The 15,647-nt window shown below is 70.7% G+C and carries 11 protein-coding genes and 1 pseudogene; 8 read left to right on the top strand and 4 right to left on the bottom strand.

Annotated features, from left to right (window positions below; all coding sequences use genetic code 11):
• Positions 1 to 378: 378 nt before the first annotated feature.
• Both ACIBP6_RS08295 and ACIBP6_RS08290 read right to left on the bottom strand, forming a co-directional pair.
• Positions 379 to 1,128 (bottom strand): hypothetical protein, encoded by a 750-nt coding sequence (locus tag ACIBP6_RS08295; protein ID WP_397050032.1) that lies wholly within the window; start codon positions 1,126 to 1,128, stop codon positions 379 to 381.
• 61 nt (positions 1,129 to 1,189) lie between these two features.
• Positions 1,190 to 1,285 (bottom strand): annotated as a pseudogene (locus tag ACIBP6_RS08290) (ribosomal protein L7/L12); the annotation flags it as partial.
• An 86-nt stretch (positions 1,286 to 1,371) separates the two neighbouring features.
• Between ACIBP6_RS08290 and ACIBP6_RS08285 the strand changes: the two are divergent.
• Positions 1,372 to 1,533, top strand: a complete 162-nt coding sequence (locus ACIBP6_RS08285; protein ID WP_397050031.1) for a hypothetical protein — start codon at positions 1,372 to 1,374, stop codon at positions 1,531 to 1,533.
• Positions 1,534 to 2,353: 820 nt separating this feature from the next.
• Here the strand turns inward: ACIBP6_RS08285 and ACIBP6_RS08280 are convergent.
• Positions 2,354 to 3,175: a hypothetical protein gene (locus ACIBP6_RS08280; protein ID WP_397050029.1), complete on the bottom strand. Its 822-nt coding sequence runs from the start codon at positions 3,173 to 3,175 to the stop codon at positions 2,354 to 2,356.
• 391 nt (positions 3,176 to 3,566) lie between these two features.
• On the opposite strand from ACIBP6_RS08280, the gene ACIBP6_RS08275 reads away from it, so the two are divergent.
• Positions 3,567 to 3,737 carry a hypothetical protein gene (locus ACIBP6_RS08275; RefSeq protein WP_397050027.1) on the top strand — a complete coding sequence of 57 codons (171 nt, stop codon included), beginning with the start codon at positions 3,567 to 3,569 and terminating at the stop codon, positions 3,735 to 3,737.
• A 44-nt stretch (positions 3,738 to 3,781) separates the two neighbouring features.
• Here the strand turns inward: ACIBP6_RS08275 and ACIBP6_RS08270 are convergent, their stop codons facing one another.
• Positions 3,782 to 7,408 (bottom strand): LamG-like jellyroll fold domain-containing protein, encoded by a 3,627-nt coding sequence (locus tag ACIBP6_RS08270; protein WP_397050025.1) that lies wholly within the window; start codon positions 7,406 to 7,408, stop codon positions 3,782 to 3,784.
• A gap of 353 nt (positions 7,409 to 7,761) precedes the next feature.
• Between ACIBP6_RS08270 and ACIBP6_RS08265 the strand changes: the two genes are divergently transcribed.
• The 6 genes from ACIBP6_RS08265 (at position 7,762) to ACIBP6_RS08240 (ending at position 15,645) form a co-directional block, all read left to right on the top strand.
• The gene (locus tag ACIBP6_RS08265; RefSeq protein ID WP_397050023.1) at positions 7,762 to 8,790 is read left to right on the top strand and encodes a LacI family DNA-binding transcriptional regulator; all 1,029 of its coding nucleotides are present in this window, start codon (positions 7,762 to 7,764) and stop codon (positions 8,788 to 8,790) included.
• Between the two features lie 64 nt (positions 8,791 to 8,854).
• Positions 8,855 to 10,123, top strand: a complete 1,269-nt coding sequence (locus ACIBP6_RS08260) for a sugar ABC transporter substrate-binding protein (protein WP_397050021.1) — start codon at positions 8,855 to 8,857, stop codon at positions 10,121 to 10,123.
• Positions 10,124 to 10,127: 4 nt separating this feature from the next.
• A complete protein-coding gene (locus ACIBP6_RS08255; RefSeq protein WP_397050020.1) occupies positions 10,128 to 11,072 on the top strand; it encodes a carbohydrate ABC transporter permease in 945 nt (314 codons plus the stop codon).
• Positions 11,069 to 11,875: a carbohydrate ABC transporter permease gene (locus ACIBP6_RS08250; RefSeq protein ID WP_397050019.1), complete on the top strand. Its 807-nt coding sequence runs from the start codon at positions 11,069 to 11,071 to the stop codon at positions 11,873 to 11,875. Before ACIBP6_RS08255 ends, ACIBP6_RS08250 begins: the two co-directional genes overlap by 4 nt.
• A gap of 19 nt (positions 11,876 to 11,894) precedes the next feature.
• Complete coding sequence (locus tag ACIBP6_RS08245) at positions 11,895 to 13,826, top strand: glycoside hydrolase family 127 protein (protein WP_397050018.1); 1,932 nt, start codon at positions 11,895 to 11,897, stop codon at positions 13,824 to 13,826.
• A gap of 145 nt (positions 13,827 to 13,971) precedes the next feature.
• Entirely contained in the window at positions 13,972 to 15,645 is a 1,674-nt protein-coding gene (locus ACIBP6_RS08240; protein ID WP_397050017.1) for an amylo-alpha-1,6-glucosidase, read from the top strand.
• The last annotated feature ends 2 nt before the right edge of the window (positions 15,646 to 15,647 follow it).

Below are 15,647 nucleotides of genomic sequence, written 5' to 3'. Positions count from 1 at the left end.
CGCCACGACACGGCCCGACACATTCGTCGACCACCCCAAGAACTGGTAACCGACCTGGCCCGATGGATGATGGGACCGGTCATCACCGCCCCGACCCCCTGCCGGGACGCCTGCGCCGGGTCCTGACGACCCCGGCTACGTGGCCGCGGCCTTCCTCGACGACACCGACCCGGCGAACGGCCGGCCGTTCGCCGACGTCAACGTTGACCATGCCCAGACAGCGTAACGAGTGGCAAAGAGGAGCGACCCACCCGAAACCGGGGTGTGGTCGCTCCTTCTCGGAAGCGAAGGAGAACTACTTCACGCTGACGGTGGCGCCGGGGCCGCGGCGTCCTCGTCCGCCTGACCCGTGAGCCCGCGGCGTAGCGCAACTGGCGATCAGTCGTTCAGGTCGGCCACCGAACCGGTGTCGGGCGCCTTGATCGACACCTTGGCGCCCCATCCGGTGAAGCGGCTGTCGATCGTGATGACCTTGCCGTCGCGGCCGTTCACGTCGATGACGCCGGTCGCCGCGTAGGAGCTCTTCACCCTGCTGACCAGCCCGGCGGAGGTGAGCGTCAGGGTGTAGGAGACCGTGGTGTCGTTGTGCATGCGCAGCGGCACCGAGGCGTCGAACCAGGTCGACACCTTCGCCAGGTCCTTGAAAGTGATCTTCCCGGTGATCGTGCTCCTGCTCGGCTTGCCCTTCTTGACCAGCGCGGCCAGGGTCTTCGGCTCGGCCGGGTTGATGACCTGACCGTGGAAGCCGCCGGTGCCGCCGGGCATGTAGCCGGTCTTGTTCCAGCTCGCGCCGGGCGGAAGCTGTTCCGACAGGATGCCGCCGGAGACGTAGCTGGTCCTGCCGACGGTGACGACGCGCTCGCGGGGCGCGCCGACCTGCGTGGCCGTGATGTCGGAGGCCGCGATGCCCTTGGCGGAGAACTGGAGGGTGCCCTTGCGGTCCTGGAACTTCGTCCTATCGCCGCCGGACGGGGTGGCGATGGTGGTGGTCTCGGTGAAGCGTACGCCGTGGCCCGACTTCAGCTGGGCCTTCAGCGCGCGTGCGGGGTCCTTGGGGGCGGCCTCCGCCGGGGTGGCGGTCGCCAGCAGCGACCCGAAGGCGGCAAGGGTGATAATCGCTCGTTTCATGATCGGTGATCATGCCGAAGGCGGGTCACGGCCGGGCAACGCAGGGAGGGCCGACGAAGCCCGGCTTGGGAGCGCCGTCGACCAGGTCCTTGGCCACCTTCAGGCCGAGGGAGGTCAGCGCACGGATCTCCTTGATGAGCTGGATTTTCTCGTCGCCGACGCAAGCAGTACAGGACGGTTCCCCGAGCCAGTGAACCAATGTGGTCGCACTGGGGCCTGGCGGGTGATCCTCGGACGGGGTCTGTGCGGGCGGGGGAGCGGACCGTCGCCAACCTGTACGCGTGGTTCATCAAGGCCGGGCTGCTGGTCCGCGCGGTGCCCGGCACCACCGTTCGCTACAGGAAGGGCACCTGGCGCGGGCTGGACGACGACGGGCGCGGCAACGAGGCCGCCAGTACCTGCTGATCATCCCGGCCGCGATCCTCGAGGCCGACGAGGACGACCCCGTGGAGCCCGCGACGGTGACGCCCGCGAGCGCGGAGGAGGTTCCGTGGTCGTGCGAGACCGTGCCGACGCGCCCGCACCTGGAGCTGGTGTCTGACGTTTCCGCAGGCAGCGCCCCGGTGGATGGATCTTGCACCCCCAACCCCTCCCCTCTTGCTGTAGGTGAGGACACTCCCCGTAACGCGCGCGCAAGACGACGCACCGCGCCCGCGACATCCGCATCCGAGTGGCGGGCGACCGTCACGCTGGTCACCAAGAAGGAGAGACTCGCAGCGTGTGAACGGCTGATCCGCGAGCTGCCGCTGTTCCGCCGCCTCTCCGCGCGGCACCTGCGCAGCGTGCTGCGGCCCGCGTTCGAGCTCGGCGCGACCGTCAGCGACATCCGGCACGCGCTCGACCACCGACCGGACGGCACCCCGCGGATCCACACTCACGATCCGCGCTGGCTGCCGAGCTGGATCCGGCACCGCCTGCCGGCGTGGATCGCCCCGTACGGACAACTTTTTACCCCGTGGCCGGTGCAGCAGCGGGCGGCCGAGCACGCAGAGCTGCTGGCCGAGCAGCGCCCGGCGCCGCCTACGAGCAGGCCAACCAAGCGCGCAAGGAGCCGACGGACAGGTGGGCACGATGATCCGCATCCCCTGGTGGGCGCAGCCGCCGCACGGCGCTTCCTCGACGCGGGATGGCGCGTACCGGCTGTCGGCATGACTCGACGGCCCTCACCCGCCCGGGCTCGCCCGCGGGCGGCGCCGAGCCCGCCGCTGGCCGGAGCTCGCCGCCGTCAGTCGGGAACTACGGTCTGCTTGGGCGGATGCGTAATGGTGAAGTCGGATCCCCACTGCCGGTAGATCTTGTTGCGCTTGATGTAGTCGAAGCTGACGTCTTTTTCGTCTGGGGCGTTATCCCAGGTGATCACGGCGTGGAAGCGCCGTGGCAGGTGATCCGGGCCGGCCCAGAGACGCCACGAGATTGTCCCTCCCAGCCAGCCCTCGTCCTTGGTGTCGAATCTGACGCCGGGCTGGGTTGTGCTGAGCCCGGGGACTGTCGCCGTGCCCTGGTAGAGGGTGCAGGGCGTGCCTTCGATGGTTCCGCCGTCAGAAACGCTGTGATCGTGGGAGTCCGCCAGCGCCAGGAAGCCTGGGTTGATCCCGTCGACCAGATCGTCTTTCCACCGATAGTTGGGCGCATTCCCCTGCAAGCGCCACTTGCCCTTGGGGAGGATGTCGTACTTGTTGTCCTGGGAGTAGCTGACGCGTCCCACCGTGCGCACGCGGAAACGCCAGCCGTCCTCATCGAGATCTGTGACGTCGGAGGCGTACACTCCCGAAGCCGAGAAGCGGTACGCGCCGGAGGAGGTTTCGGTCCCGACGATGCCGACCGTTCTCTCCACCGACTTGGCGGTGAACCGCACGCCGCTTTTCTTGGCGAACTGGCGCTTGACGGCGGCAATCACGGGATCGAGCGAATCGGGTGCGACGGTTTGGACGGTGATTGTCGAAGGGGTGGCGTTGGCCGCCTGCGGCGCGGTGATGAGCCCCGCCGAGGCGAGTAACGCGGCCGCGGGCAGCGCGGCGAGACGATGCGGACGCACAACTTCCTCCACTGACGTTGATCGTTCCAGCCCCGAGCTTGATCACCTTAGCGGCGGCGGCACCGCGACATAGGCGGTCTCTCGCCCTCCTACGCCCGGCTGGACCACGGCGTGTCCCGACAGCACGAGGTCGAGCCCTCGGCCGGCGGGGCGCGAGGCCTGCCGGCGGTGGGAGCTACTGGACGAACGCGCCGCGATCATCGCCGGCGCCGTCACAGAGGTGTGGCTGCCGCCGTCTCATGAGGAGCCGATCGATCCCCGGACGCTGGCGCGCGAACGCGCTCCGGCCGGAGCGCGTCGGGAGAAGGACCCGGAAGCTGATCTACATTGTCAAGGCGTGGGCATGTTGTCGACCACCCACTCAAGCAGCCGAAACCTCGGCAGCAGCCGAAGAGAGCTGCTCGTGGATGAGCGCCGCGAGTTCCTCGACGGAGGGGCCGCCCGGCATGTGGGCGTCTTCGGGGGAGAGGGCGTCCCGGCGGGCCCGCGCCTGGGCGAAGACGCGTCCAGCAGCAGTGAGTGCGACAAGCCGGCCGAGCCCGGCAAGCAGAACCTGGCGGGCCGGCCGGCGTGACCGCCGGTGCCCGGCGGGGTCTCCTCCCCGCCGGGCACTCGGCTTCAGCGGTTGTGGCGCGCCACCGTGATCTTGTCGATCACCGGGGCGTACTGGGAGCGCAGGAGCACTCCCGGGAACGTCTGCGACGCGTACGTCTCGCCGTCGAAGTTCGGCAGTTCCTCGCTGGAGAACCGGACCGTGTTGTCTCCCTTCTTCAGCTTCACCGGGACGGTGAGCTCCCAGAAGTTGTTCTCGTGGAAGGTGTGGGGGAACAGCACCCGCTGCGGGGCGGCGCCGTTCACCGAGATGTCGGCGTGCCGGGCCAGCGGGTCGGGGTTGTAGTGCGTGGCGGGCGACTGCTCGGGGTTGGAGTAGCGGACCCGCATCGCGTAGCTGCCGGGGGCGTCCGCCCGCACGGTGAAGGTCAGCGTGTTGTCGTTGCCCGGCGTGCCGCCGACCCCGGTGACCGCGGCCTGGCCGCTCGCCAGGGACAGCGGAGCGGCCTTCGCCGTGCCCGCGAGCCGGGCCGACTCCGCCTCGTAGACGGTGGCCGGCAGCGCGTCGGGGGCGGGGCGCACGTCGAGGCGGTCGACGAGCGTCGTGGCGGAACGGCCGGTGACCGTGACCTTGTTGATTCCGCCGGACAGGGACACCGTCGCGGTGGCGGCGCCGCGCCGGGCATCGTCCAGCACCTCCAGGCCGTTGACGGTCATCTTCGCCTTGCCCGGGCCGAACAGCTTGAGGTCCAGCTCGGCGGCTGCGTCGTCGGCCGAGTAGACCCAGAACGTCACGGACTTGCCCCGGGCGACGGCCGCGGCGCCCGAGCCGGCGACCCCGGCGCCCTTGACGTCGTACGCAGCCCGGGCTCCGCGCAGTTCGGCCAGTTCGCCCTCGTACGTCGAGGTCGCCGCCGCCGGGTTCGGCAGCGACAGGCGGATGCGGTCGACGATCGCGTCGCCCTTGGTGGCCTTGCCGCCGTCGAGGCTGCGCGCGGCCAGGGAGATGACGTGCCTGCCGGCCGTGAGCTCCACGGTGGTGTCGGCGTGGTCCCACACCACCCACTTGTAGCCGAGGGGCAGGAACAGCTCCTGCTCCGCGGCCCCGTCCACGCGGACGAAGACGTTGGTCGGGCCCTGCTCGCGTACCGCGTCGAAGGTGTTGAGGGAGTTGGCGAAGACGCTCAGGTCGTAGCGGCCGGTCTTCGGCACCTCGACGGTGAAGTCGAGCACGCCGTCGGAGCCGGTGCGCAGCCCTCCGACGTCGTAGCGGCCGGAGGTGTAGAACTTCGACACGTCCGAGGGCGAGCCCTCAGGTCCGTTGCGGCTGTAGCCGCCGCCGGTGTACTTCGCGTCCTCCGCCTCGTACGACCGCTCCCACAGTTGCGGCGCGGGCGCCGTCACGGTGCCCGTCCCGGCGGGGGACAGGACGATCTCGTACGCCGACGATTCCTCCAGTCTGGGCAGGTCGGCGGCGCCGAAGTCGAAGACCACGGCGCCGTTCTCGACGGTGACGTCGCGCTCGGCGATGATCTCCGGCTGGGGTGAGTCGCCGATCTGCCCCGTCCACGGGATCTCGCGGATCCAGGCGTGCACCTTGGGGCCGAGGACGTTCGACGGGACGTTCTCGAAGCGGATGTGCCCGGCGCCGCTCGCGCCGCCGAAGATGGCGCGGGCCTGCTTCTTGGCGGGATCGAGAGTCGCGACCGCCTGGAGGGTGTAGTTCTGGCCCGGGTACGGCGGCGTGACCTGGACGGTGTGGCCGGACATCTGGCCGTAGGCGTGCAGCAGCCACCACTGGCCGTTGCCCCGGTTGGCCTGCACGGCGGAGTCCGACAGGTTGCCGTCGATGTTCCAGTACGCGATGTCGGCGTCCACCTTCGACTCCTCGATGGCCGACACCCACTGGATCATCTGGCCGGGCACGGAGGTGTGGTAGTTGAAGGCGTACTCGTTGACGTTGATCGGCAGTTGCGTGCCCGCGTACCGCGTGCCGGCGAAGACGTCGGCCTCCATCTCGCGGTAGCGCTTCACGCTCGTACGCACCTGCTCGGGATGGCTGAGCTCGTGCCAGGTCATCACGTCGGGCACGGTGTCCGCCTCGACCACGTGCTCGAGGTAGCCCTCGACCTGGGAGTACAGCACGCTGGTGTTGGGGCCGGCGATGCGGGCGTCCGGCATCCTGCCCTTGATGAGGGCGTAGACCTCGTCCCACGCCTTGAAGTAGTCGCGCGGGTCGTTGAGCCAGCTGACGCGGTTGTAGCTCCACTCGCCGGTGCCGAACATGTTGCCCTCGGGCTCATTGAAAGGCACGAACACGATGTTGTCGCGATATTTCGGGTCGAGCTGCAGGACCTGGTCCACCTGCTTGGCGATCTTCTGCTGGTACAGGTCGAGCTTCTCCTGCGGCGTGCTTCCCGGCCACTGGTACGGGAAGCCGCGGTGGATGTCGGTCATGTAGATGTACACGTCGCCGTCGGTGCTGTCGGCCAGCGGCTTGACGACCTCCAGAGCGTCCGCGCCGGGGTGCTGCGGTCCGTCCTGGGCCTTGGTCGACACCGTGCGCAGCTTCATGCCCTCGATGAGGTTGTTCGTCGGCACCCCCGGGCCGTAGAGGCCGTAGAGGGTGCCGGACGCGCCGCCGTGGAAGGCGCCGGTGTCCTTGGCCAGGTCGATGACGACCTGGCCCTCGCGGACCACCGTGACCTGGGCGGTGACCGGGCGGCCGGCGGCGGTGCCGGTGACGGCGAACGTCCCGGCGGTGGCGTACCTCTCCGGGTCCACGGGCGACCAGGCCACGGGCAGGTCGCGGTCGTAGCCGTCGGAGTAGGTGGCGCGGACCGCGGGCGGCAGGGCGGGCGCGGTGCCGATGGTCGTGCGCACGTCGAAGGTGTCCCGGCTCAGGCCGGTCGGTGCCGGGGGCGTGCCGCCGGTCACCTCGGCCACCTGCTCGGCGGTCAGCGCCGCGGCGTAGACGCGGAAGTCGTCGATCGCGCCGTCGAACAGCGGGTCGGGGTAGAACGAGCGGCCGATGAACCCGGCGGACGTCGTGGAGGCGTCGATCAGCTGTGCGGCCGTGATCGTCGTGGGGGTGGAGGCGACGGCCGCCCCGTCGAGGTAGGTCGTGATGCGCCGGGCGGTCGTGTCGAGGGTGACGGTCAGCGTCTTCCAGGTGTTCGCGGGGAGCGGCGCGTAGCCGGTGACCTGGGCCTCGGCGCCGCCGCCCGAGGTGGTGACCGCCGTGCGCAGCAGGCCGTCGCCGTTGTACGGCGTGCTGAACAGGTAGCGGGTGTTGTCCTTGCCCAGTGCGTAGATCCACTGCCACGGGGCCGTGGTGCCGTCCCACTTCACCCGCGCGGACACGGTCAGGTCGGTCTTGTCCTTGACGGCGGCCAGCGGCAGCCTGACGTAGGCGCCGCCGGAGGTCGGGGCGCCTCCGGGCAGGCTCAGCGCGTGGCCGCCCGCCGCGCCGTCCACCAGCGCCGCCGTGGCGGCGTTGACCAGCTCGCCGTGCAGGCCGTTGCCTGAGGAGTCGGTGATGGAGCCGGTCGTGACGTCGTCGGCGTCGAACTCGTAGACGAGCACGGGATCGGGCGCGGCGGCCGCGGCGGCGACCCCGGTGGTTAACGAGAGGGCTACGGCCGCCGGTACGAGGCCGGCGCACAGGGCCCTGGTGATGCTCGGGAATGCCATGGCGATGTCCCTTGGTGTGAGCGCTAACAAGGCTGAGGGAGCGATGTGGCAACGCAACCGAGGGTTTCGCGTAGGTTACGTAGCCGCGCTGGGCGCGTCAATGGGCCGACTCTCCGCGTTTCCGGCATGTCACGATTCGATATCGCCGGTTGCGCTCCCTCTTGACCGCCGGTGCCGGGCGGAGCAACAGTCGAGCCACATCGTTGAACCGGTTCGCTCGTTCCGGCGATCGAAGCATGCCTCCGCGTTGAGAGGAGCCTGCTCGGTCCGGGGGAGAAGCTGACGTCGGGGCAACGATGCGAGGGAGCATGGCAACGCAATCGTCGAACCGGTTCGATGATCGGGAGGTGAGTGTGGCGACGATCGGGGACGTGGCCCGGGAGGCCGGGGTGAGCCGCAGCACGGCGTCCTACGCGCTGTCGGGCAAGCGGCCCATCTCGGAGGAGGTGCGCCGGCGCGTGCTGGCCGCCGCCGAGGCGCTCGCGTACACGCCGAACGCCGGCGCCCGTGCGCTCGCCACCGCTCAGACCAAGGTCCTCGGTCTGCTCGCCCAGTTCCACGAGGACGAGTTCGCGCCCGCGATGATGCAGTACATCCTGGGCGTCACCAACACCGCCCGCGACCTCGGCTACGACACGCTGCTGGTCACGGAGGCCGACGGGGTGCGGGCGCTGCGGCGGGTCACCGACTCCCGCATGGTCGACGGCGTCGTGCTCATGAACGTCGCCCAGGACGACGCCCGGCTGCCCGTCCTGCGCGCCGCGCCGCAGCCGGGCGCCCTGGTCGGGCTGCCCGGCGACTGCTCCGGGCTCGACGTGTTCGACCTCGACTTCGAGGAGGCCGGGCGGGTGATGGTGGACCACCTCCACCGGCTCGGCCATCGTGAGCTCATCCTGATCTCCCACCCGGAGCACGTGGTCGAGCGGGGCGGCGCCTACGTGTGGCGGCTGCGCGACGCGGCGCTCGAACGTGCCCGTCAGCTCGGCGTCACGCTGCACGCCGTCTACGGCGAGTCCCGGCAACCCGCCGTGGGACGCCTGCTCAGCGGTCTGCTCGACGCCTACCCGGCGGCGACGGGCCTGCTGATCAACAACGAGGCGGTCGCGGCGGCGCTGCCCTCGCTCACCTACGAACGAGGGCTGCGGGTGCCCGAAGACCTGTCGGTCATCGGCCGCTACTCCGCCGACTTCGCCGCCACCTTCTCCCTGCCGTATTCGTTCATCGAAAGCGCGCCCGACCGCCTCGGTTCCATGGCGGTGCGCCAGCTCGTGCGCCGCGTGGAGTCCGCGCAGGCCAGAGCGGAGCCGTTCGTGGTGCGCTTCATCTCGCCCGTACTGGTCTCCCGGGAGAGCACGGCGCCCCCGGGACCGCACTCCCGCTAGCTCCAGCTCCTGACCCCCACACTTCCGGCACGCTCCCGATGTGAGCGTTAACTTTGGAGGAATCGTGAACCGTCCGTCGGTGTTCACGAGGGCGGCGGTCTTCGGAACCGCCGTCCTGGCGCTGTCCGCCCTCACCGCCTGCGCGTCGGCCCCCCAGGGCGCGTCCGGCGCCGGCACGGCCTCCGCCGGCGGCGCGTACACCTGGTGGGACCCGTACCCGCAGCACGACGCGTCCTCCGCGTGGGCCAAGCGGGTCGACTCGTGCGGGCGACAGGCCGGCGTCACCATCGAACGCACCGCGTACGACACGACCGCGCTGACGAACCAGGCCCTGCTCGCGGGACAGGAGGGCAACGCGCCGGACGTCATCCTCCTCGACAACCCGGCCGTCTCGACGCTGGCGGACGCCGGGATGCTGGCCCCGATGGCCGACTTCGGCCTCGACACCTCCAGGTTCGACGAGAACCTCGTCGCCGCCGGCGAGCTGGACGGCAAGACGTACGGCATCCCCATCGGCGCGAACACCCTCGCCCTCTACTACAACAAGAAGATCCTGGACGAGGCCGGCGTCGACCCGGCGTCGATCAAGGACTGGGCCTCGCTCGGCGCGGCCCTGGAGAAGGTGAAGGCCGCGGGCGCCAAGCCGATCACCTTCGCGGGCATCGGCACCGAGGAGGGCTCGTTCCAGTTCCTGCCGTGGTTCTGGGGCGCCGGCGCGCAGCTCACCCAGCTCGACTCACCCCAGGCCGTCGAGGCGCTGACGCTGTGGACCGAGTGGGTCAAGAGCGGCATCGCCCCCAACTCGGTCATCAGCAACTCCCAGAACACCACCTGGGAGGAGTTCCTGACCGGCGAGTTCGCCTTCGCCGAGAACGGCACCTGGCAGATCAACAGCGCCGCGCAGGCGGACTTCCCCACCGGCGTCGTCCAGATCCCCGGCAAGGACGGCGGCGCCGCCGCCACACCCACGGGCGGCGAGTTCATCACCGTCCCGGTGCAGCAGGACACCGCCCGGTACGCCGCCACCAAGAAGATCCTCGAGTGCATGACGACGCCCGAGGGGCTCGTGGAGACCGGCACCACGTTCGCCTACTACATCCCGTCCACCGCCGAAGGGCAGGAGCAGATCCTCGCCAAGGAGCCCTCCCTTCAGCCCTGGGTGGACGCGGTGCGCTCGGCCAAGGGACGCACCAGCGACAACCTCGGCACCGACTACCCGCCGATCTCCGAGGCGCTGTGGACCGCGGTGCAGAAGGCGCTGAGCGGCGCGGCGAGCCCCGCCGACGCGCTCAAGCAGGCGCAGGCACAGGCGAAGCAGGCGACCGGCGACTGATCCCATGACCTCGCTTCGCACCGAGCCGGTCGCGGTGAGACGAGAGCCGGGCCCGGCTGCCCCGCGCAACCGGGCCCGGCGGTGGACGGCCGTCGCCTTCCTCGCCCCGCTCATCGTCTACCTGCTCGTCTTCTACGCCTATCCGCTGTATCGCAACATCGAGCTCAGCGTGCACGACTACACGCCGCGCGCCTTCGTGCAGGGCGATCCGGAGTTCACCGGCGTGGAGAACTACCGGGACATCCTCGCCGACGGCACCTTCGTGCGGGCGCTGCGCAGCACGGCCGTGTTCACACTGGCGTCCATTGCCGCGCAGTACGCCATCGGGCTGGCCCTCGCGGTCTTCTTCCACCGCCACTTCCGCCTCGCGGCGACGCTGCGGGCGATGTTCCTCGTGCCGTGGCTGCTGCCGCTGATCGTGTCGGCGTCCACCTGGTCGTGGATGCTCAACAGCGAGAACGGCATCGTCAACGCGGCGCTCCAGGCGTTCGGCATCGGCCAGATCAACTGGCTGACGTCGCCGGACACCTCGCTGCTGGCCGTCACCATCGCCAACATCTGGCTCGGCGTCCCGTTCAACCTGGTCATCCTGTACGCCGGGCTGCAGAACATCCCCGCCGAGCTGTACGAGGCCGCCGGTCTGGACGGGGCCGGCGCCTGGCAGCGCTTCCGGCGCATCACGCTCCCGCTGCTGCGGCCGGTGTCGTTGATCACGCTGCTGCTCGGGCTGATCTACACGCTCAAGGTCGTCGACATCATCTGGATCATGACCAGGGGTGGCCCGGCGGACGCCTCGACGACGCTGGCCATCTGGTCGTACCGCGAGGCGTTCGGCACCGGCCAGCCCGACTTCTCCCCGGCGGCGGCCGTCGGCAACCTGCTCATCCTCATCGCCTTCGTCGCCGGGCTCGCCCACGTGCGCCTGCAGAGAAGGGAGGAGACCGGATGAGAGCGTGGAAGACCGCGGTGGGCGTCGTCCTGGTGGGCGTGATGCTCTTCCCCGTCTACTGGATGGTCAACGTCTCGCTCACCAAGACGAGCGACATGCGGGCCGACCCGCCACACTGGTTCCCCTGGGACCCGACGTTCGAGGGCTACGCCGCCGCGCTCGGCCAGCAGCTGCCCGCCCTGGCCACCAGCCTCTTCATCGGCCTGGGCACCGTCGCGCTCACGCTCGTCGTGTCGCTGCCGGCCGGGTTCGCCCTGGCCAGGCTGCGCCCGCACGGGGCACGGGCGATCGACTTCCTGCTGCTGGTCGCGCAGATGATCCCCGCCGTCGTCATGGCCATGGGCTTCTACGCGATCTACATCAGGCTCGGGCTGCTCAACACGGTCGCGGGCCTGATCGTGGCCGACTCGACGCTGGCCGTGCCGTTCGCGGTGCTGCTGTTCCGGGCGTTCATGGCGGGCATCCCCGGGGAGGTCATGGCCGCGGCGCAGATCGACGGGGCGAGCACCTGGCGGACGTTCCGGTCGATCGTGCTCCCGCTCAGCCGTAACTCCGTGATCACGGTCTCGCTCTTCGCCTTCCTGTGGGCGTGGTCGGACTTCATCTTCGCCTCGACCCTCAACCGCAACAGCGACGTCATCCCGATCACGCTCGGCATCTTCCGCTACATCGGCAACAACACCACGCAATGGAACTCGATCATGGCGACCGCCGTGGTCGCGTCACTGCCCGCGGCCTTCCTGCTCGTCCTCGCGCAGCGCTACATCGCCGCAGGGGTCACCGCGGGCGCCGTCAAGGACTGACAGAAAGGGTCTTCGCCATATGACCAGCCCCGTGCTCCCGTCCCACGGCCGGGCACGCCCCCTCGGGCTCGCGCAGGTCTCGCTCACCGGCGGGTTCTGGGGGAGCCGCCAGGCCGTGAACGCCACGGCGACGCTCGCCCACTGCGAGTCGTGGATGGAGCGCCTCGGCTGGCTGGCCAACTTCGACCGGGTCGCCGACGGGACCACCGGGCCCGACCGTCCCGGCTGGTCGTTCTCCGACTCGGAGGTCTACAAGCTGCTGGAGGCCCTGGCCTGGGAGAGCGCGAGGAGCGGCGACCCGGAGGCGGAGGCGGCGATCAAGCGGCTCACCGCCCGCGTCGCCCGAGCCCAGGACCCGGACGGATACCTCAACACCTGCTTCGGGCACGCCGGGCAGCCGCCGCGCTACAGCGACCTGGAGATGGGCCACGAGCTCTACAACACCGGCCACCTGCTCCAGGCCGCCGTGGCCCGGCTGCGCACCCGCGGCGAGGACGACCTGGTGCGCGTCGCGCGACGGGCCGCCGACCACGTGTGCCGCGTGTTCGGTCCCGACGGGCCGGCCGGGATCTGCGGGCACCCGGAGATCGAGGTCGGCCTGGCCGAGTTCGGCCGCGCGCTGGCGGAGGAGCGGTACGTCGAGCAGGCTCGCCTGTTCCTCGACCGCCGCGGCCACGGAACGCTGCGCGACATCCCCCTGGGGCGCGCGTACTTCCAGGACGACGTCCCGGTCCGCGAAGCCCCGGTGTGGCGCGGCCACGCCGTGCGCGCGCTCTACCTCGCCGCCGCCGCGGTCGACGTCGCGGTCGAACGCGGCGACGACGAGCTGCTGCGTGCCGTGGAACGGCAGTGGGAACGCTCGGTCGCCCGCCGCACCTACCTCACGGGCGGCATGGGCTCGCGCCACCAGGACGAGGGATTCGGCGAGGACTGGGAGCTGCCCCCGGACCGGGCCTACTGCGAGACCTGCGCCGGGGTCGCCTCGATCATGGTCTCCTGGCGGCTGCACCTGGCCACCGGCGACGTCCGCTACACCGACCTCATCGAGCGCACGCTCTACAACGTCATGGCGACCTCTCCGAGCGCCGACGGCCGGGCGTTCTTCTACGCCAACCCCCTCCACCAGCGGGTTCCCGGCAGGCCCGCCGGACCGGACGAGGTGAGCCCGCGGGCGGAGGCCGGCGTGCGGGCCGCCTGGTTCGACGTCTCCTGCTGCCCCACGAACGTCGCCCGCACGCTCGCCAGCCTGCACGGCTACCTCGCCACCACCGACGACGAGGGCCTGCAGATCCACCAGTACGCCCCCTGCGAGATCCGCGCCGAGCTGCCGGGCGGCCGGCCGGCGGCCGTGGACGTCGAGACCGCCTATCCGGCGAGCGGTGCCGTCCGCGTGCGGATCGTGGCCGACGCGCCCGCGCCCTGGACGCTCGCCCTGCGCGTCCCCGCCTGGGCCGCCGGGGCCACGCTGACCGACAGCGGGCGGACCCGCCCGGTCGAACCCGGTCTGGCGCGGGTGCGGCGTGCCTTTCGCGCCGGCGACGAGATCGTCCTCCACCTGCCGGTCGAGCCGCGCTTCACCTGGCCCGATCCGCGCATCGACGCCGTGCGCGGATGCGTGGCGGTGGAGCGTGGGCCCGAGGTGCTGTGCGTGGAGTCCCGCGACCTGCCCGATCCCGGCGGCTTCGACTCCCTGGTCGTCGACCCCCGGTCCGTTCCCCAGGCGGTTCCCGATGGCGCCCTGGTCCGTGGCCGGACACTGCCCCTCGCCGAGCCGTCGTGGCCGTATCCGGCCGGGCCGGCCGATCCCGCCGAGGGCGGGGAGTGGTTCGACGTGCTCCTGCGGCCGTACCACGAGTGGGCGCGGCGCGGCCCGTCGGGCATGCGGATCTTCCTTCCCGTGTCACCAGAGCACAGAGCAGTGCCCCTCGAAGGAAGCGTTCCGGGAGAGTGACGCCCACGCCCGGCAGCTCGGTCACCATCGCCGCGACCGCAGTCAACACGCTCAGCGCCTGCACGTACACGATGACCGGAGGAGGCGTCAGCTGTCGCCGCCTCACCGTGGGCGCCTTCGACGTCCGAGAAGGGACCTCTGCTTGATGACCGTCGCCGCCCCAGGCCCGGTGTTCTCCCCGTGGGAGATCCCGTTCAGCTACCACGGGTCCTGGTTCGGCTTCTCGCCCGTGGTGGCCGAGAAGACCTACGCCCAGGACGTGCACCTGGTCTCCCACCAGAGCGGAATGCACCCGATCCTGAAGCTGATCCCCGCGACCGCCGCCGCGATCACGGCCGCTCCGCAGCGACTCACCTGGAACCACGGCGAGGGCCGGATCGACCTCGCCTACGAGAACGTCGACACGGTACGCGTGCGCGGGCGTGGCCTCGGCCTCCACCTGCTGGCCGCCGACCCGGTCCTGACACCGTTCAGTGGCCCGTACTTCTACCAGGACCCCGTCGACGGCTCGTACGTCTTCACCGTCTACCAGACCGGCCGCCGCTACCGGATCACCGTCCTTCGCGGGCAGGCCGAGCCGCTGGGCGCCCAGGTGCTCGGCGCCGCCGAGCGGGGGGTCGGCCTGAGCGGCGCGTGGGAGGTCGCCATCGAGGAGTACGAGACCGCCCGCGCCCCCTACACCGCGACGAGGTCCTTCGACGAGGTGGTCAAGGCCGCGCGGGCGGAGTTCGACGCCTTCGCCGCGGCGGTCGCGCCCTGGCGCAGCGACCGCACACCCGCCGCCGAACTGGCCGCCTACGTGCTGTGGTCGGCCACCGTGCGCCCAGCCGGCTTCGTCACCAGACCCGCGGTGCTGATGTCGAAGCATTGGATGGACAAGGTCTGGAGCTGGGACCACTGCTTCAACGCCATCGCCGTCGCCGCCGGCCTGCCCGGCCTGGCATGGGACCAGTACCACCTCCCCTTCGACCACCAGGACGCGGCCGGCGCCCTGCCCGACTCCATCACCCACTCCGAGATCCTCTACAACTTCGTCAAACCGCCCATCCATGGGTGGGCCCTGCGTCACCTTCCTCCGCCACCCGTGCCGGACGACGTCTACCGGCGACTGGAACGCTGGACCGCCTTCTGGCTGACCGCCCGCCGCGTCCCCGGCCGCGAACTGCCGCACTACCAGCACGGCAACGACAGCGGCTGGGACAACGCCACCACCTTCGACTCCGAGCGCGTCGTCGAGACCGCCGACCTGGCCGCCTTCCTCGTCCTCCAGATGCGCGAACTCGCCCGCCTGGCCACCGACGCGGACGCCTGCGCCCGGTGGAACGCGCAGGCCGACCGGATGCGTGACGCGCTCCTCCGCGAACTGTGGGACGGCGAACGCTTCATCGCCCGCGGCGCGCTGTCGGGGCGTACCTGGTCCAGCTCCAGCCTGCTCGACCTCATGCCGATCGTGCTGGGGGAGGAGCTGCCGCACCCCGTCCGCGCGGCGCTGGCCGCCCGGATCGAGCGGCACCTGACCGCGTTCGGGCCTGCCACCGAGCTGCCCGACTCGCCGCACTACGAGGACGACGGCTACTGGCGCGGTCCCATCTGGGCGCCTTCGACCGTTCTGATCGAGGACGGGTTGCGCCGTGCCGGATATCCGGACCTGGCCGACGAGATCAGCGCCCGCTTCCGCGCCCTGTGCGAGAAGTCGGGATTCGCCGAGAACTTCGACGCCCGCACCGGTCAGGGCTTGCGCGATCGTGCCTACACCTGGACGGCCGGCGCGTACCTCCTGCTGGCGGCCGCCCACGAGCGACGCCGTACGAGGCGGTGACC

It is taken from the genome of Nonomuraea terrae, from assembly GCF_044465245.1.
In the GTDB taxonomy this organism is placed as follows: Bacteria; Actinomycetota; Actinomycetes; order Streptosporangiales; family Streptosporangiaceae; genus Nonomuraea; species Nonomuraea terrae.
This window is presented reverse-complemented; position numbering and strand designations above follow the sequence as displayed.